Origin of the sequence: Amycolatopsis dongchuanensis (assembly GCF_039542405.1) — a bacterium.
GTDB lineage: Bacteria > Actinomycetota > Actinomycetes > Mycobacteriales > Pseudonocardiaceae > Amycolatopsis_E > Amycolatopsis_E sacchari.
On sequence record NZ_BAABIB010000089.1, the window covers coordinates 1 to 21209 of the forward strand.

The 21209-nt window shown below is 69.8% G+C and carries 18 protein-coding genes and 1 tRNA gene; 8 read left to right on the forward strand and 11 right to left on the reverse strand.

The annotated features are described in order from the left end of the window. Nucleotides 1–702: 702 nt before the first annotated feature. The gene (gene dnaE / locus ABFX51_RS23870) at nucleotides 703–4269 is read right to left on the reverse strand and encodes a DNA polymerase III subunit alpha (RefSeq protein WP_346054987.1); all 3567 of its coding nucleotides are present in this window, start codon (nucleotides 4267–4269) and stop codon (nucleotides 703–705) included. 116 nt (nucleotides 4270–4385) lie between these two features. On the opposite strand from dnaE, the gene ABFX51_RS23875 reads away from it, so the two are divergent. After that, on the forward strand, nucleotides 4386–5567 hold the full coding sequence (locus ABFX51_RS23875; protein ID WP_346054988.1) for an aminotransferase class V-fold PLP-dependent enzyme: 1182 nt from the start codon (nucleotides 4386–4388) through the stop codon (nucleotides 5565–5567). On the opposite strand, the gene ABFX51_RS23880 is transcribed toward ABFX51_RS23875, so the two are convergent. Together ABFX51_RS23880 and ABFX51_RS23885 are read right to left on the reverse strand one after the other, a co-directional pair. Then, on the reverse strand, nucleotides 5560–7845 hold the full coding sequence (locus ABFX51_RS23880) for a beta-xylosidase/alpha-l-arabinosidase (RefSeq protein WP_346054989.1): 2286 nt from the start codon (nucleotides 7843–7845) through the stop codon (nucleotides 5560–5562). The genes ABFX51_RS23875 and ABFX51_RS23880 overlap by 8 nt on opposite strands. Beyond that, nucleotides 7842–8855 carry a LacI family DNA-binding transcriptional regulator gene (locus ABFX51_RS23885; RefSeq protein ID WP_428832498.1) on the reverse strand — a complete coding sequence of 338 codons (1014 nt, stop codon included), beginning with the start codon at nucleotides 8853–8855 and terminating at the stop codon, nucleotides 7842–7844. The genes ABFX51_RS23880 and ABFX51_RS23885 overlap by 4 nt, the downstream gene beginning before the upstream one ends. A 187-nt stretch (nucleotides 8856–9042) precedes the next feature. Here ABFX51_RS23885 and ABFX51_RS23890 point away from each other — a divergent pair, with 187 nt between their 5' ends. Genes ABFX51_RS23890 through ABFX51_RS23900 form a run of 3 tightly spaced genes read left to right on the forward strand, consistent with a single transcriptional unit; the run spans nucleotide 9043 to nucleotide 12103 of the window. Beyond that, nucleotides 9043–10338, forward strand: coding sequence for an extracellular solute-binding protein (locus tag ABFX51_RS23890; protein WP_346054991.1), 1296 nt, complete (start codon nucleotides 9043–9045; stop codon nucleotides 10336–10338). Beyond that, nucleotides 10338–11282: a carbohydrate ABC transporter permease gene (locus ABFX51_RS23895; RefSeq protein ID WP_346054992.1), complete on the forward strand. Its 945-nt coding sequence runs from the start codon at nucleotides 10338–10340 to the stop codon at nucleotides 11280–11282. The genes ABFX51_RS23890 and ABFX51_RS23895 overlap by 1 nt, the downstream gene beginning before the upstream one ends. Next, a complete protein-coding gene (locus tag ABFX51_RS23900; RefSeq protein ID WP_346054993.1) occupies nucleotides 11282–12103 on the forward strand; it encodes a carbohydrate ABC transporter permease in 822 nt (273 codons plus the stop codon). The genes ABFX51_RS23895 and ABFX51_RS23900 overlap by 1 nt, the downstream gene beginning before the upstream one ends. Here the strand turns inward: ABFX51_RS23900 and ABFX51_RS23905 are convergent, their stop codons facing one another. The 3 genes from ABFX51_RS23905 to ABFX51_RS23915 all read right to left on the reverse strand — a co-directional run bounded on the left by ABFX51_RS23905 (nucleotide 12104) and on the right by ABFX51_RS23915 (nucleotide 14564). Then, entirely contained in the window at nucleotides 12104–12871 is a 768-nt protein-coding gene (locus tag ABFX51_RS23905; protein WP_346055017.1) for an IclR family transcriptional regulator, read from the reverse strand. 192 nt (nucleotides 12872–13063) lie between these two features. Next, the gene (locus ABFX51_RS23910; RefSeq protein ID WP_346054994.1) at nucleotides 13064–13897 is read right to left on the reverse strand and encodes an aldo/keto reductase; all 834 of its coding nucleotides are present in this window, start codon (nucleotides 13895–13897) and stop codon (nucleotides 13064–13066) included. A gap of 40 nt (nucleotides 13898–13937) precedes the next feature. After that, a complete protein-coding gene (locus ABFX51_RS23915; RefSeq protein WP_346054995.1) occupies nucleotides 13938–14564 on the reverse strand; it encodes a TIGR03085 family metal-binding protein in 627 nt (208 codons plus the stop codon). Nucleotides 14565–14629: 65 nt separating this feature from the next. Between ABFX51_RS23915 and ABFX51_RS23920 the strand changes: the two genes are divergently transcribed. From ABFX51_RS23920 to ABFX51_RS23935, 4 genes are all read left to right on the forward strand, one after another. Beyond that, on the forward strand, nucleotides 14630–15097 hold the full coding sequence (locus ABFX51_RS23920) for a DnaJ family domain-containing protein (protein ID WP_346054996.1): 468 nt from the start codon (nucleotides 14630–14632) through the stop codon (nucleotides 15095–15097). A gap of 154 nt (nucleotides 15098–15251) precedes the next feature. Further along, nucleotides 15252–15632: a hypothetical protein gene (locus ABFX51_RS23925; protein ID WP_346054997.1), complete on the forward strand. Its 381-nt coding sequence runs from the start codon at nucleotides 15252–15254 to the stop codon at nucleotides 15630–15632. A gap of 13 nt (nucleotides 15633–15645) precedes the next feature. Next, nucleotides 15646–16812, forward strand: a complete 1167-nt coding sequence (locus tag ABFX51_RS23930; protein WP_346054998.1) for a sensor histidine kinase — start codon at nucleotides 15646–15648, stop codon at nucleotides 16810–16812. Then, a complete protein-coding gene (locus tag ABFX51_RS23935; RefSeq protein ID WP_346054999.1) occupies nucleotides 16809–17426 on the forward strand; it encodes a response regulator in 618 nt (205 codons plus the stop codon). Before ABFX51_RS23930 ends, ABFX51_RS23935 begins: the two co-directional genes overlap by 4 nt. 16 nt (nucleotides 17427–17442) lie before the next feature. On the opposite strand, the gene ABFX51_RS23940 is transcribed toward ABFX51_RS23935, so the two are convergent. The 5 genes from ABFX51_RS23940 to ABFX51_RS23960 form a co-directional block, all read right to left on the reverse strand. Continuing rightward, on the reverse strand, nucleotides 17443–17889 hold the full coding sequence (locus ABFX51_RS23940; RefSeq protein ID WP_346055000.1) for a hypothetical protein: 447 nt from the start codon (nucleotides 17887–17889) through the stop codon (nucleotides 17443–17445). Further along, nucleotides 17883–19442, reverse strand: a complete 1560-nt coding sequence (locus tag ABFX51_RS23945; protein WP_346055001.1) for a hypothetical protein — start codon at nucleotides 19440–19442, stop codon at nucleotides 17883–17885. The genes ABFX51_RS23940 and ABFX51_RS23945 overlap by 7 nt, the downstream gene beginning before the upstream one ends. 537 nt (nucleotides 19443–19979) lie before the next feature. Next, nucleotides 19980–20051 (reverse strand) — tRNA-Val (locus ABFX51_RS23950). 39 nt (nucleotides 20052–20090) lie between these two features. After that, a complete protein-coding gene (locus tag ABFX51_RS23955; RefSeq protein WP_346055002.1) occupies nucleotides 20091–20552 on the reverse strand; it encodes a peroxiredoxin in 462 nt (153 codons plus the stop codon). 52 nt (nucleotides 20553–20604) lie between these two features. Then, nucleotides 20605–21033: a DUF3052 domain-containing protein gene (locus tag ABFX51_RS23960; RefSeq protein WP_091504422.1), complete on the reverse strand. Its 429-nt coding sequence runs from the start codon at nucleotides 21031–21033 to the stop codon at nucleotides 20605–20607. Nucleotides 21034–21209: the final 176 nt, after the last annotated feature.

The following is a 21209-nucleotide window of genomic DNA, read 5'->3' on the forward strand; positions in this document are numbered from 1 at the left end:
GATCAACAAGCACAACTTTCATCCAAGAAAACTGAGCCAGATTCTTGACGCGGGACAGTTGGGGCGCTGGGGGTGGGTGGCCGCTTCGGCTGGGGGCAGGAATCGGCATCGGTTGGCGGGCGGGCGCGGCGCGGCTTGGTCCCCGCGGGCGAGCGGGTGGGGGCGTGGCCCGGACCCCCCGGCAGGCGAGCGGACGAGGCGCTGCCCGGCCCTGGCTGGCAGCCGGGCGGGACGGGGCGCGGCCCTGACTGCGAGCGGGCGGGGCGGCCCGGCCCTGGCTGGCGGCGGGGCAGGGCGGGGCGCGCCACGGCACGGGCCCCGGCTGCCCCGGCTCGATCGCGGCTGGATCGCGGGGCTTGTTCTTGGTTTCGCTGGGCTTGCCTGGTCGCTGGTTCCGCCTTCTGTTCCTCGCCTTTTCCTTGGCTCGTGTGCCCGGGTACCGGGGTTCACCGGGCGCTGCGCGCCCTGCTTGAGCGGCCCCACCCCCGCCCCGATCCTTGAGTGTTCACGGCCGATCGAGGCGCGTAAAGAGCGCCTGCGGCGTCCCTTCGGGATGGGCTTCGCCCACTCTTGACCCGCCGGAGCGGCCGTAAGTGCGGCTGGGGATCGGGGCGGGGGTGGGTGTGGGCGGTGGGGCCGCTCGCTTCGCATCGCCCGGTGCGGTGTGTGGGTGGTGCTGCCTGGCGGCCCCAGCGCCAGCCGTTAGGTGCCTGCGGTGATGCCTGGGATGCCCTTCAACTCACCCATCAGCATGGAGCTGACCTTGACCGGGTAGTCGTACAGTGCGAAGACCGTCTCACGTTGGCGGCCGATCAGCTTGAGGCGCACGGGGGTTTCGCCTCGGTGGGCGAGCAGCGTGGACTTCAGCTCCCCCACCACGCTCTTGTCCAGCTTCTCCGCCGAGCAGTGCAGCATCAGCGGCGGCTCGTCCTCACCGTTGCCGACCTCCGACAGGTCCAGCGGCACGAGCCCGCCCCCGAAGACCGACATCTTGTCCTCGCGCCAGTTGACCCTGCCCTTCACCAGCACGGCGTTGTCCTCCACCAGATCCGCGGCGAACATGGCGTACGACTTGGGGAAGAACAGCACCTCCAGCGACGCGTCCATGTCCTCGACGGTGCAGATGGCCCAGGGCTCGCCCTTCTTGTTGACCCGCCGCTCCAGCGACGTGATCAACCCGGACACGACCAGCTCGCCTTCCTTCGGCGGGTTGTCCAGGATCGCGGCGATCGGGCGCGGCGCGTGCTTCCGCAGGATCCGCTCGGCGCCGTCCAGCGGGTGCGCCGACACGTACAGACCCAGCATCTCCCGCTCGTAGGCCAGCAGCTGCTTGCGCGGCCACTCCTCCTCGCTGAACTTCAGATGCGCCAGCGGCGACGACGACGGCGCCGCCTCACCCGCATCGTCCGCCGAGCCGAACAGGTCGAACTGGCCCATCGCCTCCTGGCGCTTCAACGGCACGACCGCGTCGACCGCGTCCTCGTGGACCTGGATCATCGACAGGCGCGTGTTGCCCAGCGAGTCGAACGCACCGGCCTTGATCAGCGATTCCAGCACGCGCTTGTTGCAGGCCACCAGCTCCGACTTGTCGAGGAAGTCGGTGAACGAGGAGTACTTCCCCTTCTCCTCACGCGTCTTGATGATCGAATCGACCACGTTCGCGCCGACGTTGCGGACCGCGCCCATCCCGAAGCGGATCGCGTCCCCGACCGCGGCGAAGCGCGGGCCGGATTCGTTGACGTCCGGCGGCAGCACCTTGATCCCGAGCCTGCGGCACTCGGACAGGTACACCGCGGACTTGTCCTTGTTGTCCCCGACCGACGTGAGCAGCGCGGCCATGTACTCCGCGGGGTAGTTCGCCTTGAGGTACGCCGTCCAGTACGACACCAGGCCGTACGCGGCCGCGTGGCTCTTGTTGAACGCGTACCCGGCGAACGGGAGGATCGTGTCCCACAGGGCCTTGATGGCCTCGTCGGAGAACCCGTTCTCCTTCATCCCGCTGTGGAAGCCCTCGAACTCCTTGTCGAGGACCTCCTTCTTCTTCTTCCCCATGGCGCGGCGCAGCACGTCCGCGCGCCCCATGGAGTACCCGGCCACCTTCTGGCCGATGTGCATGATCTGTTCCTGGTAGACGATCAGGCCGTACGTGTCGGCCAGGATCTCCTTCAGGGGCTCTTCGAGCTCGGGGTGGATCGGCTTGACCTGCTGGCGCCCGTTCTTGCGGTCCGCGTAGTCGTTGTGGGCGTTCATGCCCATCGGGCCGGGGCGGTACAGCGCGCCGACCGCGACGATGTCGTCGAACACCGTCGGCTGCATGCGGCGCAGCAGGTCCCGCATGGGGCCACCGTCCAGCTGGAACACGCCGAGCGTGTCACCGCGGGAAAGCAGCTTGTACGTCTCCGGGTCGTCGACGCCGAGCGTGTCGAGGTCGATGTCGATACCGCGGTTGGCCTTGATGTTGTCGATCGCGTCACCGATGACGGTGAGGTTCCGCAGGCCCAGGAAGTCCATCTTCAACAGGCCGATGGCCTCACAGGACGGGTAGTCCCAGCCCGTGATGATCGACCCGTCGTCCCGCTGCCACAGCGGGATCGCGTCCATCAGCGGCTCGCTGGACATGATGACCGCGCAGGCGTGCACGCCGGCGTTGCGGATCAGGCCCTCCAGGCCGCGGGCGGTCGTGAAGATCGTCGAGACCTCTTCGTCGGTCTCGATCAGCGTGCGAACCTCGGCGGCCTCGCCGTAGCGCTCGTGCTGCGGGTCGACGATGCCGGACAGCGGGATGTCCTTCGCCATGATCGGCGGCGGCAGCGCCTTGGAGATCTTGTCGGCGATCGCGTAGCCCGGCTGGCCGAAGTGCACGCGCGCCGAGTCCTTGATCGCGGCCTTCGTCTTGATGGTGCCGAAGGTGATGACCTGGGCGACCTTGTCCGCGCCGTACTTCTCGGTGGCGTAGCGGATCATCTCGCCGCGGCGGCGGTCGTCGAAGTCGATGTCGATGTCGGGCATCGAGACGCGCTCGGGGTTGAGGAACCGCTCGAACAGCAGCTTCTGCGGGATCGGGTCCAGGTTCGTGATACCGAGGACGTACGCGACCAGCGAACCCGCGGCGGAACCACGGCCGGGACCCACGCGGATGCCCACCTTGCGCGCGTGGTTGATGAGGTCAGCGACGACGAGGAAGTAGGCCGGGAAGCCCTTCCCGATGATGACGTCGAGCTCCATCTCGATGCGCTCGCGGTAGCCCTCCGGCGCGCCGTCGGGGAACCGCCACTTCAGGCCGCGCTCGACCTCCTCGCGCAGCCACGAGGCCTCGTTGTGCCCCTCGGGGACCGGGAACACCGGCATCCGGTCCTTGTGGGTGTAGACGTCCTCGTAGGACTCGACGCGCTCGGCGATCAGCAGCGTGGTGTCGGCGGCGCCGGGGACCTCGGAGTCCCAGTACTCGCGCATCTCCTGCGCCGACTTGAGGTAGTAGCCGTCCCCGTCGAACTTGAACCGGTTCGGGTCGTTGAGCGTCTTGCCCGACTGCACGCACAGCAGCGCCGAGTGCGAGTCGGCCTGGTCCTTGGTGACGTAGTGCGAGTCGTTGGTGGCCAGCGGTTTGAGGTCGAGCAGCTTGCCGATCTCCAGCAGGCCCTCGCGCACCGAGCGCTCGATGGGCAGGCCGTGGTCCATCAGCTCGAGGAAGAAGTTGTCCGCCCCGAAGATGTCCTTGTAGTCCGACGCCGCCTGGATGGCCTCCTGCTTCTGGCCCAGCCGCAGCCGCGTCTGCACCTCGCCGGACGGGCAGCCGGTGGTGGCGATGATGCCGCTCGCGTTCTCCGCGATCAGCTCGCGGTCCATGCGGGGCTTGCGGTAGTAGCCCTGGATCGACGCCAGCGACGACAGCTTGAACAGGTTGCGCAGGCCGGTCGCGTTCTGCGCCAGCATCGTCATGTGGGTGTACGCACCGCCACCGGAGACGTCACCGCCCTCGCCGAACTCGTCCGAGCCGCGCTGCGACGCCTGCCCCCAGAACACCGGCTTCTTCGTGAAGCGCGACTCGGGCGCGATGTAGGCCTCGATGCCGATGATCGGCTTGAGGCCCGCCTTCTTCGCCTCCTGGTAGAACTGGTCGGCCCCGTACATGTTGCCGTGGTCGGTCATGCCGACCGCGGGCATCTCCAGGCGTTTGGCCTCCGCGAACAGCGGAGCGATCTTCGCCGCACCGTCGAGCATCGAGTACTCGGTGTGCACGTGCAGGTGAACGAAGGAATCGTTCGACACCGGCGAAAACCTCCCCATAGCGGTACTGCGGGTCCCTGAGACGGCCAGCCTAGCTCCCGGCACCGACAGTTTCGCGAAGGCGTGCCGGACGCGGGGGCGGAGGTAGGGTCGCGATCATGCGCAACGAGGACGTGCTGCGGTACCGGGCGGAAACCCCTGGCTGCGCCGACGTCGTGCACTTCAACAACGCCGGTTCGGCGCTGCCGCCGGAGCCGGTCGTGGATGCGGTGGTCACGTACCTCCGCGACGAGGCGCGGCGTGGCGGGTACGAGCTCGCGGACGCGGAGGCCGACCGGGTCGAGGCCGTGTACGGCTCCGTCGCGCGGCTGCTGAACGCCCAGGCCGACGACATCGCGCTGACCGACAACGCGACGCGCTCGTGGCAGGCCGTCTTCTACGCGATGCGCTTCGAGCCGGGCGACCGCATCCTCACCTGCCGCTCCGAGTACGCGAGCAACGCCATCGCGTACCTCCAGGTCGCGCGGCACACCGGTGCGGTCGTCGAGGTCGTGGACGACGACGAGACTGGTCAGGTGGACGTCGCGGACCTGCGGCGCCGCCTCGACGAGCGGGTGAAGCTGATCTCGATCACCCACGTGCCCACGCAGGGCGGTCTGGTCAACCCCGCCGAAGAGATCGGGGAGGTCGCGGCGGAGGCGGACGTGCCGTTCCTGCTGGACGCGTGCCAGTCGGCCGGGCAGCTCGACCTCGACGTCCGGCGCCTGCGCTGCGACGCGCTCAGCGCGACCGGCCGCAAGTACCTGCGTGGCCCGCGCGGCACGGGTTTCCTCTACGTCTCCCCGCGCCTGCGCGACCGGCTGGAGCCCGCGATGCTCGACCTGCACTCCGCGACGTGGACCGCGCCGGGCGAGTACGAGGTCGAGAAGACGGCACGCAAGTTCGAGGTGTGGGAACGCAACTTCGGCCTCGTGCTGGGGCTCGGCGCGGCCGTGGACTACGCGCTCGAGGTGGGCCTGCCCGCGATCGAGGGGCGCGTCACCGCACTCGCCGCCACCCTGCGTGAGCAGCTGCGGGCCCTCGACGGCGTCACGGTGCACGACCAGGGCAAGCGGCAGTGCGGCATCGTCACGTTCAGCACCGACCGCCTCCCCGCGGCCGACGTCAAGGACCGCCTCGCGCTGGCGGGGATCAACACCTCGGTCAGCCGCCGGACGTCCGCGCAGTACGACTTCACCGGCCGGGACCTGCCGGACCTCGTCCGCGCGTCGGTGCACTACTACAACACCGAGGACGAGGTCCGGCAGCTGACCGGGGAGCTGGCGCGGTTGCTCAGCTGACGACGACGGGCGTCGTCAGCACGCGGTCCGGCCCCACTTCGCGGGCCGGACCGGTGATCTCGAACGAGCCGGTGCAGGGCAGGTCGGCCGCCGAACGCCCGACGAACACCTCGAACGCGCCCGGTTCCACGATCCGGCGCAGGTCGAGCCCGGTGAAGCTGGTGCGGTCGGCGTGCACCTCGAACGTCACGCGCCTGCTCTGCCCCGGCTCCAGCGGCACGCGGGCGAACCCGGTGAGCGCGAGCACCGGCCGGGTCACCTGCGCCTGCACGTCCCGCAGGTACAGCTGCACGGTCTCCTCGCCGGCGCGCTCGCCGGTGTTGCGCACGTCCACCGAGATCGACACCGTTCCGTCAGCCGGGATCTCCTGCGCGCTCACCGAAAGCCCGGAGTACTCGAACGCGGTGTAGGAGATGCCGTGGCCGAAGGGGAACAGCGGCGTGGGGTCGAGGTTGCTGATGCCCTCGCTGTTCCCGCCGAGCGGCGGGTGCAGGTAGGTGTTCGGCGAACCGCCCGCGACCCGCGGCACCTGCACGGGCAGCCGTCCCGAGGGGTTGACGCGCCCGGTCAGCACACCCGCGAGCGCCGGGCCGCCCTCCTCACCGGGCATGAACGCCTGCACGAGCGCGGCGGCGGAGGCGTGCCGCCCCAGCGCGTACGGCCGCCCGGACACGACCACCACGACGACCGGCTTCCCGGTCGCGAGCAACGCGCTCACCAGCTCGTCCTGCACACCGGGCAGGCTCAGGTCCTCGGCGTCGCAGCCCTCACCCGACGTGCCCTCGCCGAACAGGCCCGCCCGGTCGCCGACGACCGCGACGCACAGCTCGGCCTCCTCGGCGGCCGCGACCGCCGCCGCGATACCGGACCGGTCCTCGTCGCGGATCGGGCAGCCCTCGTGCAGCGAGATCTCCGCGTCCGGCAGCTCGCGCCGCAGGGAGTCCACAAAGGACGGAACGTCGACGCCGATGCCGAACTCGGGGAACCGCGGCAGCACGTGGTTGGGGTAGGAGTAGCAGCCGAGGAACGCCAGCGGGTCGTCGGCGCACGGGCCGACCACAGCGATCCGCCGGGCGTCCAGCGGCAGCACACCGTCGTTGGCCAGCAGCACGATCGACTTCTCGGCGATCTCCCTCGCCAGTTCCCGGTTGCGGGGCGAGTCGAGGTCGACCGCGGCCGCCTGCGGCTGCCAGTCCGCGTCGAGCAGACCCAGCTCGGCCTTCTGTCGCAGCAGCCGCTGCACCGAGCGGTCGACGAGCTCCTCGGACACCTCGCCCGAACGCACCAGCTCGATGAGTTCCTTGCCGTAGCACAGGGTGTCGGGCAGCTCGACGTCGATGCCGGCCGCGAGCGCGAGCGCTCCGGCGTGCCCGACGGTGTCGGCGACGCGGTGCATGCTCTTCAGGAACGCGATGGCCCAGTAGTCGGACACCACGACGCCCTCGAAACCCCACTCCTCGCGCAGGATCCCGGTCAGCAGCGGGGTGTGCGCGGCGACGGGCACGCCGTCGAGGTCCACGTAGGCGTTCATCACCGAGCGCGCCCCGCCTTCGCGGATGGCCATCTCGAACGGCGGCAGGATGACGTCACGCAGTTCGCGCGGGCCGATGGACACCGGCGCGTGGTTGCGCGCCGCGCGGGACGCGGAGTACCCGGCGAAGTGCTTGAGCGTGGCGACGATCCCCGTCTTCTCCAGCCCCCGCACGTACGCGGCGCCGAGCGTCCCGACGAGGTACGGGTCCTCGCCCATGGTCTCCTCGACGCGGCCCCACCGGTAGTCGCGCACGACGTCGAGCACCGGCGAAAGCCCCTGGTGCACGCCGCCCGCGCGCATGTCCTCGGCGATGGCGGTCGCCATGCGCTCGACCAGCCCGGGGTCGAACGTCGCGGCCCACGCGAGCGCGGCCGGGTAGACCGTCGCGCCGAGCGTGGTGAACCCCGTCAGGCACTCCTCGTGCACGATCGCGGGGATGCCGAGCCGCGTCTCCTCGACGATTTCCCTTTGCAGCGCGACAACCCGGGCGGCGCCCTCCTCGGCGGTGACCGGCGCGGTGCCGAACACCCGCGTCAGGTGCCCGATCCCGTCGGCGCGGACCTGCTCGAACGGCACCCCGCCGCGGGCGAACACGTCCTGCATCGGCGCGACGTTCCCGTTGAGCTGTTCGTTGCCGGGCCAGGCGCTGCCCAGCTGCGCCACCTTCTCCTCGAGCGTCATCTCGGCCCGGAGCGCCTCGGCGCGCTCGTCGGGGGAAAGCGACTTGTCCTGCCAGCGGGTCATCGTGCTCCTCGGTCGGCGATGGGGGCCGTCGAGCCGCGGACGACGAGGTTCGTCGCCAGCTCGACGTGGTGGGAGTCCAGGGTTTCGCCCGCGATCAGCCGCAGCAGGGTGCGCAACGCGACGCGGCCCATGTCGTGCAGCGGCTGGCGGACGGTGGTCAGCCCGGGCGTGGCCAGTTCGGCCAGCACGGTGTCGTCGAAGCCGACGACGCTGAGGTCCTCGGGGACCCGCATGCCCCGGCGGCGGGCGGCTTCCAGCACACCCAGCGCCGTGGCGTCGTTCGCGGCGAAGACCGCCGTCGGCGGCCGCGGCAGCGACAGCAGGCGGGTGCCCATCTCGAGGCCGGATTCGAACTGGAAGTCACCGTGCAGCACCAGTTCCGGGTCGGCGGGCACGCCCGCGTTCTCCAGCGCCGCGCGGTACCCGTGCAGCCGGGCCTGGCTGCACGACGCGGGCAGCGGGCCGCCGGCGAAGGCGATCCGGCGGTGGCCGAGGCTGAGCAGGTGCTCGGCGGCGGCGAGGCCACCCGACCAGTTCGTCGCGCCCACGCTGGTGACCTCGACGCGCGGCAGGTTCAGCGGGTCGATCACGACGAGCGGCAGCCCGGCGCGGGCGAACCCCTCGACCTGCGCGAGGCTCAGCTCCGAGGTGACGACGATCAGCCCCTGCCTGCCACTGCTCTTGAGCCGCTGCGCCCAGCTGTGCTCCGGTGCGAGCGGACCCGCCGGTTCCGCGGCGGGCACCTTGCCCACGACCACGTCGACACCGATCTCCGCGCCCGCTTCCGTGATGCCGCGCAGGATCTCCAGCGAGTACGGGCTGCGCAGGTCGTCGAACACGAGGTCCACCACGCGCGTCGGCACGGGCAGCCGTCTGCCGGTCTGCGGCACGTAGCCGAACTCGCGCAGCGCCTCCTCGACCCTGGCGCGCGTCGCGTCGGAGACGTCACCCCGCCCGTTGAGCACTTTCGAGGCCGTCGGCAGCGAGACACCCGCGGCCTCGGCCACCATGGCCAGGGTCGCCCGCTTGCCCGAACCAGCCGGCACCGCAACCTCCTATCGAAAAATTTCGGCTCACTGTAGCCCCAGTTTGACCGATCCACCAGGCCTTGACTAGGGCTGTACGCGGGCCTATCTTCCCTGCCACACCATAGTGTTTCCGAAAGTTTTCGGAACCTTCGATGGGGAAGGCACGACGATGACACTGGGCAAGCGCCGCACGGCGCTGATGGCGGCCGGCCTGGCCGCACTCCTCTCCTTCACGGCCGCGTGCGGCAGCAGCGGCCCGTCGGGCGCGGGCAGCGGAGGCGTCACGGCCTGGGGGCTGACCGGCGGCGACGAGCAGACCATGCGCAAGTCGTTCGAACAGGCGAAGATCGACGGCCAGTTCTTCGGCAACGACGCCTACAAGCAGAAGATCCGCTCCGCCGTGGGCGCCAACCAGGCCCCGACCCTGCTGTTCAGCTGGGGCAACGGCGGCATGCTCAAGTCCTGGGTGGACGCCGGCAAGGTCATGGACCTCACCCCCGAGGTGCAGAAGGACCCGACGCTGGCCAGCCGCTACCTGCCCTCGGTCGCCGAGACCGGCAAGATCGACGGCAAGACCTACGCGGTGCCCAACAACGGCATGCAGCCGGTCGTGATCTTCTACAACAAGGACCTCTTCAACCGGATCGGCGCGCAGCCGCCGAAGACCTGGGACGAGCTGATGGCGCTCGTGCCGCGGTTCAACCAGGCCGGCATCGCGCCGTTCTCCATCGGCGGGCAGAGCAAGTGGCCGCTGCTGATGTGGGAGGAGTACCTCGTCGACCGCATCGGCGGGCCCGAGGTGTTCAACGCGGTCGCGGCGAACAAGCCGAACGCGTGGTCCGACCCCGCGATCATCGAGGCCAACAGGAAGATCCAGGAACTCGTCAGCGCCAACGGGTTCATCAACGGCTTCAACTCCATCGCCACCGACTCCAACGCCGACACCGCGCTGCTCTACACCGGCCGCGCCGCGATGTACCTGATGGGTTCGTGGGCGTTCCCGACGATCAAGAAGGCCGACCCCGGCTTCATCACCGACGGCAAGCTCGGCTGGACCACCTTCCCCACCGTCGCCGGCGGCAAGGGCAACCCCGACGACATCGTCGGCAACCCGGCCAACTACTGGTCGATCTCGGCGAACGCCACGGACCAGCAGAAGCAGGCCGCGGTCGACTACCTGCGCACCGGCGTGATGAACGACAGCTACGTCGACAGCCTGCTGGCCAGCGGTTCGGTGCCGCCGGTCAACGGCATCGAGAGCAAGCTGGCCAAGACCGAGGACCCCGAGTACCTCTCCTACGTGTACGGGCTGGCGAGCAAGGCGCCGAACTTCCAGCTGTCCTGGGACCAGGCGCTCTCGCCCGGCCAGGCCGACGCCCTGCTCAACAACCTCGGCCAGCTGTTCCTCAAGCAGATCACGCCGGAACAGTTCTCCGCGAACATGAACGCCACGATCGGCAAGTGATGGACACTCCCACGATCGCCCCCGGTGCCACCGGGGTCGGGAAGACGGGCGTGACGGCTCCCGGTGCGCGGCGGTCCCCGCGCACCGGGCCGCCGGCCCTGATGGCCGTGCCGGCACTGGCGTTCTTCGCCGTGTTCGCGCTGCTGCCGCTGGGCGGGGTGGTGGTGCTCAGCCTGATGCACTGGGACGGTATCGGCGCGTTGTCGTGGGAGGGCGTCGGCAACTGGGCGGCCGCGCTGTCGGACCCGGCCACCTACCACGCGATCTGGCTGAGCGTGCAGGTGATGGTGGTCAGCTGGCTGTTCCAGACGCCGATCTCGCTGCTGCTGGGTGTGCTGGTGGCGGGGCGCGGGCGGTACCGCGCGGTGCTGGGCGTGCTGTACTTCCTGCCGCTGCTGCTGTCCGCGGCCGCGATCGCGATCGCGTTCAAGGCGCTGCTGGACCCGAACTTCGGACTGAGCAGGGCGTTCGGCGTGCAAGCGCTTTCCCAGGACTGGCTCGGCAGCCCGCACCTCGCGCTGTACGTGGTGATCTTCGTGATCGCCTGGCAGTTCGTCCCGTTCCACACGCTGCTGTACCAGGCGGGGGTGCGGCAGATCCCGCGGCAGCTGTACGAGGCCGCGGAGATCGACGGCGCGGGCCGCGTGCGGCAGTTCTTCTCGATCACGCTGCCGCAGCTGCGGTACACGATCATCACCTCGTCGACGCTGATGCTGGTGGGCTCGCTGACCTACTTCGACCTCGTGTTCGTGCTCACCGGCGGCGGTCCCGGCAACGCCACCCGCTTCCTGCCGCTGGACATGTACCTCAACGGTTTCTCGAACAACGACATGGGCCGCGCGAGCACGCTGGCCGTGCTGCTGGTGGTCGCGGGACTCGCCCTTTCGCTGGGGTTGTCCAGGCTCGCCGGGTTCCAGCGCGGCTCGCAGCTGGAGGGAGCCTGATGGCCCGCACCCGTCCCAACGTGCCCGGCGGCGTCGCCGGGTTCCTCTGGCTCGTCGTCGTGCTCGTGCCGGTGTACTACGTGGTCGTGACGAGCCTGCGCAACCAGCGCGGGTTCTTCGAGGCCAACCCGCTTTCGTTCCCCACGAGCCCGACGCTGGACAACTACGCGCTGGTGCTGCAGAACGACTTCCTGCGCTACTTCCTCAACAGCGCGATCGTCACGCTGGGCACCGTCGCGATCACGGTCGCGGTTTCGCTGATGGCGGCGTACTACGTCGTGCGCAGCCGGACGCGCTTCTCCGGCCTGACCTACCGGGCGTTCCTGCTGGGGCTGGCGATCCCGCTGCAGGCCACCATCATCCCGGTCTACTGGCTGATCACGCGGGCGCACCTGTACGACACGCTGCTGGCGGTGATCCTGCCGTCGGTCGCGTTCGCGATCCCGCTGTCGGTGGTGATACTGGCGAACTTCCTGCGTGACGTGCCGAACGAGCTGTTCGAGTCGATGCGCGTGGACGGCGCCGGGCACTGGCGGATGCTGGTGAGCCTGGTGCTGCCGCTGGTCCGGCCCGCGGTCGTCACGGTCGCGGTGTACGACGGGCTGAACGTGTGGAACGGCTTCCTGTTCCCGCTGATCCTCACGCAGAGCTCGGACCAGCGGGTGCTGCCGATGGCGTTGTGGGCCTTCCAGGGGCAGTTCGAGGTCAACATCCCCGCGGTGCTCGCGGCGGTGGTGCTCTCGACGTTGCCCGTGCTGGCGCTGTACATCCTGGGCAGGCGGCAGCTCGTCACCGGCCTGACCGCCGGTTTCGGGAAGTGATCAGCGGCCCACGACCGCTCCCGGGTTCCGGTGCGCCGAGGGAGCACCGAGAGCCCGGGAGATCGCCCGCGCGGTGGCGCTCATGACGGGCACCAGCGCGCGGGGTTCGTATTCGTCGACGTGCACGACCAGGCCCAGTGCGGCGACCACCTCGTCCGCCGCGCCGCGGATCGGCGTCGCGATCGCCACGCCTTCCAGGGTCAGCTGCTCCTCGGCGACGGCGATGCCGGTGTGCCGGACCTCCGCGAGGATCCGGCGCAGGGCTGTCGGGTCCGTGACGGTCTTCGCGGTGTACCGCTTGAGCGGGCCCACCAGGACGTCCTCCTGCACCTCGCGCGGCGCGTGGGCGAGCAGGACGAGGCCGGTGCCGGTGACGTGCAACGGCCAGCGTTGCCCGAGACGGCTGAGCACGGTGACCGCGCCGCGGGCGCGCAGCGTCTCGACGTACACCACCTCGGCCCCGTCGCGGACGGCGAGGTGCACGTGGGCGCGCGTGGAGTGGAACAGGTCCTCGAGGTAGGGCTGCGCGAGTTCCCGCAGCTCCAGGCCACGCGGGGCGAGCGCGGCGAGCTCCAGCAGGTGCAGCCCGATGCGGTAGCGGCCGTCGGCGTCGCGTTCCAGCGCACCCCAGTTCACCAGCTCCCCGGCGAGGCGGTGCGCCGTCGTGAGGGACAGCCCCGCGCGGCGGCTGATCTCGCTCAGCGTGAGCACGCTGCGACCGGGGGCGAACGCGTCGAGGACGGCGAGCAGTCGGCCGGCGGCGGTCATCGGGGTGGGGGCGTGCGAAACGGCCCTCTCCATGGCGGCTCCTCTGGTCTGCGCTGACCGGAACACCGCCAGGCTACGCGATTTGCGGGGGAAGCAGAACCTGTCCATTGTGGACTGCGACCGCCTGGTTTTTGATCACGGTTTTCAGGCGGACCGGGGAAATGATTCACGCTGGAGGCGCGGGCTGGCTGATCAGCTGCCGAAGGTGTCGGGATCAGGGCCGGTGCGGCGGTTCCGGTCCAGCCCGCCGATCGCGGTCATGTCCTCTTCGGACAGTTCGAAGTCGAAGACGTCGATGTTCTCCCGGATCCGCTCCGGCGAGGAGGACTTGGGGAACACGATGTTGCCCAGCTGGATGTGCCACCGCAGCACCACCTGCGCGGCCGACTTCCCGAGCCGCCCCGCGATGCGGGTCAGCACCTCGTCGTCCAGCACCTCGCTCTGCGCGATGGGGCTCCACGCCTCGGTCGCGATGCCGTGCGCGCGGTGGTACTCACGCAGTTCGGCCTGCTGCAGGTACGGGTGCAGCTCGATCTGGTTCACCGCCGGGGTGGTGCCGCTGTTCTCGGCGAGCGCGTCGAGGTGCGCCGGCTGGAAGTTCGACACGCCGATCGCCCGCGCCTTGCCGGCCTTGAGGATCTCCTCGAACGCCTGCCACGTCTCGACGTAGCGGTTGCGCGCCGGGAGCGGCCAGTGGATCAGGTAGAGGTCCACGTAGTCGGTGCCGAGGCGGCGGAGGCTGCCTTCGAGCGCGGTGATGGCGTTGTCGTGGCCGTGGGCGTCGTTGGCGAGTTTCGTGGTCACGAACACGTCCTCACGCGAGAGCCCGGACTGCCGGATGCCCTCGCCGACGCCCTCTTCGTTGCGGTACATCTGCGCCGTGTCGATGTGCCGGTACCCCGCCTCCAGCGCCACGCGGACCGCGTCGGCGGTGTCGGCCGGCGGGATCTGGAACACGCCGAACCCGAACTGCGGGATGACCACGCCGTTGCCGAGTTCGATGCCGGGTACGTCGGAAGTCGCCATGGCCCCGAGCTACCCGACGCCGCGCCGGGGCAAACGCCGGTCAGATCCCCCGGCCGAGTGCCTTCACGCGCTCGACGGCCGCGGCGTCGCCCTCGAACTCGACCCGCACCTCGTCCCGCCCGAACACGAACAGCAACAGCTCCACGGGCGCGCCGACGAGGGTCACGGTGTCGGGCCCGGACTTGACCTCCGCCTGCCGCCCGTCCGGGGTGCGCAGCACGATGCCGACGGGTGACTTGCGCAGCCCGAACTTCCCCATCCCGCGTGCCGCCCGCCACGCCGCCGCGTCCCGATCCGGGTCCGCCGGGCGGGGTTCCCACCCCGGTTGCGCGCGCCGGACGTCCTCGTGGTGGACGAGGAACTCGCTGCCGTTGGCCGCCTCGTCGATGCCGGGCAGGCGTGTGGGCCAGAACTTCGCGGGCCCGGACCGCACACGCGAGACGAGTTCGGCCCACGGCAGGTTCGCGTACCGGTCCTGCACCTTCTTCGTGTACCCGGCCAGCGCGGGCACGACGATCCCGGGAGCCGCGTCCGGCCGCCGCTCTCGAACCACGAGGTGCGCGGCGAGGTCCCGCGTCCGCCAGCCCTCGCACAGGGTCGGCGCGTCCGGCCCCACCTGGTCGAAAAGTGCGCTCAGCTCGCGGCGTTCGTCAGCGGCAACACCCATGCGACCGACACTACCCGGAAGTCGGCGTACCACCGGTGGTCGGCCTCGTTCGGCACACTGGAGCCATGACCGAACGCAAACCGCGCGGCATGGGTGCGGAGACGTGGGTCGAGCGGCAGATCCGGCAGGCGCAGGAACGGGGCGCCTTCGACAACCTGCCCGGCGCCGGGAAACCGTTGCCGAACCTGCACAAACCACGCGACGAGATGTGGTGGATCAAGCAGAAGCTGGACGAGGAGGGCCTGTCGGCGGACGTCCTGCTGCCGGAGCCGCTACGCCTGCGCAAGGAGGTCGAAGGGCTGCGCGAGGCGGTCCGGCCGCTGCCGGCGGAACGCCAGGTGCGGGACGCCGTGTCCCGGCTGAACCGCCGCATCGCCGAGTGGTTGCGCGCCCCGTCCGGCCCGCCGGTGCACGTGAGCCCCGTGGACGCCGACGAGGTGGTCCGGCAGTGGCGCGAGGACCGGCAACGGCGGGAGGACCGGCTCGCGGCGCCTGAGCCCGAGGTGAAGCGCCGCCGCTGGTGGCGGCGGTAGTTCACCCCGCTCAACCACGGCACACCGCACGAGCCACGGAACCACCCGCCGACCGCATCCACCGATCGGTCGATGCCGCGGTGGCCCGATCCGGCGGCCGATCCCGCCTTCGCGCACGATCCGACACCGCAGCGCCGGCCCGAATACTCGCCGTGTGACACGAACTCCCCTCGGCCGGCGAGCGTTCCGCACCCTGAAGTGGCTCGCCGGCGCCTACCTGTCGCTCGGTGTGCTCGCGCTCGCCGCCATCGTCCTCCTGCGCGGTGATCCGGCGCAGGTCAACGACGCGGTCTGGACCCGCGCCCTCATCGTGCTGATCACCGCCGTCGTCCTGGTCCTCCTGACCAACCGGGCGGCGCGTGGGTCGGCCGGGGCGCTGCGGCGGCTGCGGATCATCGCCGTCGTCGTGCCGGTGGCCATCGCGGTGCTCGTCGCGCTACCCGGGTTGTTCCCGCTGTGGATGCGGCTCGAACAGGGCCTGTGCGGGCTGGTGATGGTGGGTTACGCGATCGTGGTCCACGGCGGGCGGCGGTGAGATCATCGGTCCGGTGAGCATCGCCGACCCGTGGCAGGCCCGGCTCGACCGCATGCGGCGCATCGTGCCGCTGCCGCTGCTCGCCGTGTCCACCGCCGCGTCGTTCGCGGTGCCGGGCCCGTCCCGGTTCGCGCTGGAAGCGGTGTTCGTCGGCGCCGCCGCCGTGTGGTCGACGGTCGTCAGTGCCCGGCTGGCCGTGACGGCGCCGCGGTGGCAGCGGCTGGTCGCGTACGTCGTCCACACGGCGCTGGCGGCCGTGCTCGTGGGGATCAACCTCTGCTTCGGGATCTTCGCGTACTCGGGGTTCCTGTTCGCCTACCCGCTGGGCCGCCGTTGGCGCGTCGCGGGTTTCGCGGCCACCGCGCTGATCGTGTCCGCGTCGTTGTCCGGGGGCTACCCCACCGCGTTCGACGGGCACGGCCTCACCTACTTCGTCGTCGCCGCGGTGATGCTGGTGCTCGTGCTGAACTCGGCGAGCATCACCAACCACGCCGTGGCGCAGAACGAGGAACGCGGCCGGATCATCGCGGAGAACGCGCGCCTGCACGAGCAGTTGCTGACCCAGGCGCGGCACGCGGGGGTCGTCGAGGAACGGCAGCGCCTGGCCGGGGAAATCCACGACACGCTCGCGCAGGGGCTGACCGGGATCATCGCCCAGCTCGCGGCGGCCGAGCACGTCCGCCACGATCCGGCGCGGTTGTCCCGGCACCTGGAGCTGGCCCAGTCGCTTGCGCGCGCGAACCTCGCCGAAGCACGCCGGTCGGTGCGGGCGCTGCGCCCGGGGCAGCTCGAGCAGGCGAACCTCCCGGAAGCGCTGGCGGAACTGGTGCGCGAGTGGTCGGGACGTTCGGGGATCGCCGCGGAATTCCGCGAAACCGGTGGACCGTGCCGGGTGGCGGGTGAGGTGGAAACAGTTCTTTTCCGGGTGGCGCAGGAAGCGTTGTCGAACGTGGAAAAGCACTCCGGTGCGGGCAAGGCGAACGTCACGCTGACCTGTCTGGACGACGCGGTGCTGCTCGATGTGCACGACGACGGCACGGGTTTCGACCCGGGCGCGGAGTACGAGGGGTACGGCCTGCCGGGCATGCGGCGACGGCTGGCCGGGGTGGGAGGAACGTTGACGGTCGAATCCGCGGCGGGCTATGGCACGACGCTCAACGCCTCGGTGCCGTTGCGGTGAGCGCGATCCGGCTGCTGATCGTGGACGACCACCCGATCGTCCGCGATGGCCTGCGGAGCCTGTTCTCGGGTGATCCGGATTTCGTGGTGGTCGGTGAGGCGGGCGACGGCGCGGAGGCGGTCCGGCTCGCGCGGCGCACCGAGGTGGACGTGATCCTGATGGACCTGCGGATGCCGGGAATGGGCGGCGTTGAGGCGATCACGGCCTTGCGCGACCACCCAGCGCGCGTACTGGTGCTGACGACGTACGACACGGACCGCGACGTGCTGCCGGCCCTCGACGCGGGCGCCACGGGCTACCTGCTGAAGGACGCCCCGAGGGACGAACTGGTGCGCGCGGTGCGGGCGGCGCACGCCGGGCGTTCCGTCCTGGCGCCGTCGGTGGCGAGTGCGTTGATCGGCAGGGTGAGCGGTGGTCAGGAGATGCTGAGCCCGCGCGAACTGGAGGTGCTGCGCCTGGTCGCGGACGGCGCCACGAACCAGCTCGCGGCCCGCCGCCTCCTCATCAGCGAGACGACGATCAAGACGCACCTGCTGCACATCTACACGAAACTCGGGGTCCGGGACCGGGCGTCCGCCGTCGCGGTGGCGTACAAACGGGGACTGCTGGAGTGATGATTTCGCAAGCGTTTCACGCGGTCAACTGCGCTATCCGGTCAGTGGTCCAAGTCCGGATCTGGTTCACGACGTCGAGTTCCGGTCGTCCTTGCCGCGCAAGGTCGTGGGAGGTTCTGAATTCGTCCCACAACGCTCTGGCAGTCGCCGGCACAGCGCCGGGGTAAAGCACTTTTTCACAGGAAACCCTGACGCGGTCGATCGCACTCTGCCCGTCGTCCCAATCCGCCAGGCGCGCCGCCCGATCGTCGGGTTCGACGGAATAGCCGGTGGAAATCCGGTCGGTTTCGGCGCGGAGTTCCACAACCGCTTCGAGGCACACCCGCTTGCGTTCTCGTTCCTGGGCATCGCTGTCGATCCTGAGCGGAACCCAGACGCTGGCGACACCCACCACCACGGCCACGAGCAGATTGCTGACGCCCACGACGAAATCGCGTTTACCCGGCGCATTCCGGCTCAACATCGCCGTTCCACCTGGATGGTGGACGTACTGCGTTTGGTGCCGTTCTTCGTGACGACCGCGACCGTGCCGGCGAGCGAACCGGTTTCGCAAGGCAGTCGTGCGGCTTCAGCGTCGACAGTGGCGGTGAACATCAGGGACATCACAGCGTCGGGAGCGTAGGAGCCGACGTTGATCCCGTTCGCCGAGAGGTCGTCGCTCTCGATGGGGCGCCATTGGCCGTCGCTCGCGGAGTTGGCGATCTTCGTACTGCCCGGGACGTAGGCCAACCCTGCCGGTAGTTCACTCCTCACGGCCACGTCGTTCTGCTCAGTGGTACCGGTGTTCTGGTAACGGATCTTGAAATCGACCGCCTCGCCCTGGGCAGCGGTGGCGGAGGCAGACCAAGCCCCGCTGCCGGAAGGTGCAACCCATTGGTCGACGGTGAAGTTCGGTTGATCGGCGAAGAACCGGAAGGTCACGTAGCCCGCACAGCCGTCACCCCCGGGTAGCAGACCGTCAGGTTGCCCGCAGCCGATGGGGGTGCCCTGCATCGAGAAGAGTTCGTCGACGGGCAACGCGGTTCCGGTGGTCGCGTCGTCCCGGTACAGCCAGGCCGAGCCCGGCACGATACGGACCGCGACCCCGTCATCCGGTGAAGTCGCGAGGACGACCCCCTTCCACACCCGCGGTGGACTGGCGTTGGCCGAGGTGATGGTCGCGTTCAACCTCTCCCGCCCCATGACGGCGGAAGGCAGGGTCACCGCCATCCGGGTGTTCCGGCTCGCCGCCTCGGCCGACCGCGCGTCGTTGCGGAAGTAGATCCAGGCTTCGTACTCGGTCCTGGGCTGGATCTGGACGAGGCCGTACTCGGCCGCGGCGGGTTTTCCGGTGGGGCGCACCATCACAAAGCTGCGCTCGTCGCCGTGGCGCGGGTTGTCGACCACCGAGTTGAGGACCGCACCGGCCGGCCGCTCGGCTTCGGTGTACGTCGGCCTGTCAGGCCCCCACCCCGCCTCGGCGGAATTGAGGTCGACCCCGTGGCCCGCCTCCGTCCCGCAGGCGGAAACCATGGTCACCACGGCGGCAAGCAGGCACACCACGAGCCGGGAACGCACCATCCCGCCTCGGCTCACAGAGTGGAAGATCGGCTTCAGGGGCCCGGCTGTTACGAGCAGCCGACGCTGTCCGGCGTGAACCTGTCGGAGACGGTGTACGTGTCGCTTGAAGTGTCCATCACCGCGAGGCACACCAGCGTCAGCGCGCAGGTGATGCGGCAGAACCTCTTGTCGCCCCCCTTTCCTGAGGTCCTCGTCCGTGACGTCTCCCGGTTCTCGCAAGGCGGGATCGATCGGATAGTCCTCGACGAGGGCGAACACTTCCCTGAGCGCACGCGAGAACTCAGCGTCCAGCAAGTCCTCCTGCCCGAGCCACGCGCGGCGCGCCACCAGCCAAAGGCATTGATGAGCCGGATCTTCTCGGCCAAACCGTTCCGCCACTTCGAGCAAGCTCGGATACAGCTGCCCCAGTATCCGCGCGTCACGGCGGAAGCGGAGACGAGTGTGGTCGACGTCCACCGGAATCGCGGCGGCGAGGAACTCCGCCGTCCCGCCAGGAGCGCATACGGCTCCCCCGTGATCAGCAGCGCCCCGCTCAGCCCCGGTACGACGAGCAAGGTCCCACCGCGCGGACACAGGGTGCGCAGGTCCATCTGGTCGACATCGACCACGTCCGGAAGTTCCTCGTCAGCCCCGGACCCGCGTCGCCGTCCTCGCCGGAGAAGCACTGTCCGAACAGGACTCCGAGATGCCCCCTGCGCCCCCGCGGGACGACACAACCGGCCTTCACCGCTGATCATTCGCTCGGGAAGGAGCCGGCACCCCTGTCGCGATCCCGACGAAGGCGCGTGTAGCGCCGACCCCACCTCGACGGCACTCGCCACGGTCGCCACCACCGCTCCCGTCAGCGTTGCCGGGATCGAATCGGGATGTGGTGGCTCGATCCGCATGCCGTCGAGCCTCACACGCCGGCCGCTTGGCCGCATGCCACCGAACGGAGCAACCGATCATGCCCGCGAGGCGTGGTCAGGCACCCCTGAGCCGCAAAACCCTGGGTGGGCGCAGCTGGGTTCGAACCAGCGACCCCTTGCTTGTAAGGCAAGTGCTCTTCCGCTGAGCTATGCGCCCTCGCCCGGTGGCGCCCCGCTGGGCACCACCGGGACGAGATCAGGCAGGCAGTTCCGAGACCGCCTTCTTCCAGGCCGACTGGTCGCGCGCCTCGCCGGGCTGGTTGACCTCCGCGAACCGCACCACGCCGTCCTTGTCGATGAGGAACGTGCCGCGCAGCGCCATGCCCGACTGCTCGTTGAACACGCCGTACGCCTTCGCCACCTCGCCGTGCGGCCAGAAGTCCGACAGCAGCGGGAACTGGTAGCCCTCCTGCTCGGCCCACGCCTTGAGCGAGAACGGCGTGTCGACGGACACACCGAGGACCTGCACGCGGCCGTCGTAGTCGTCGAACTCGTCGCGCAGCTGGCACAGCTCGCCGGTGCAGATCCCGCTGAAGGCGAACGGGTAGAACACCAGCAGCACCGGCTTCTCACCGCGCAACGACGACAGGCTGACCTGCTGCTTGTTGTAGTCACTGAGCGTGAAGTCCGGGGCCTGGGAACCGACCTCTACCGCCATGCTGGCACACCTCTCCCGTCTCGCCTGAAGCTTCGCGCCCCAACCTTACCTGTCAGCGCTTCGACTTCGATTTGGGCGAGACCAGTTTGGTGCCCGCCCAGTTCGCGCCCACGCTGATGTTGGACGTCTGGGCGAGCCCGACCGTCGGCACGGCCTCGGCGATCTCGCTGGGCTCGACGTGCCCCGGCTGCCCCGTCTTCGGCGTCAGGACCCAGATCACGCCGTTCTCGTCCAGCGGACCCCTGGCGTCCATGATCGCGTCGACCAGGTCGCCGTCGTCCTCCCGCCACCACAGCAACACGACGTCGATGACCTCGTCGGCGTCCTCGTCGAGGAGCTCGCCGCCGATATGTTCTTCGATGGCGGCACGCAGGTCGTCGTCGACGTCCTCGTCCCAGCCGATCTCCTGAACCACCATGTCCGGCTTGATGCCGAGCCTTTCGGCGACGCTGCTGTAGTCAGCGTCTCCAGCGGCGACCACTGCTTTCACTCCTCCAACTACGACGGGTGACCGGCTGGTCCGGGCACTCGGATACACGGATGGGGCTAGCGAACACGTCCGCGGCCCGCGGCGCAACCGTCCACACCGGATCTCTCCCAAGTCGTTTCCCACGGTAGGAGCCTTCGAACCCTCCCGGCACCCCCTTTGACCCGGCA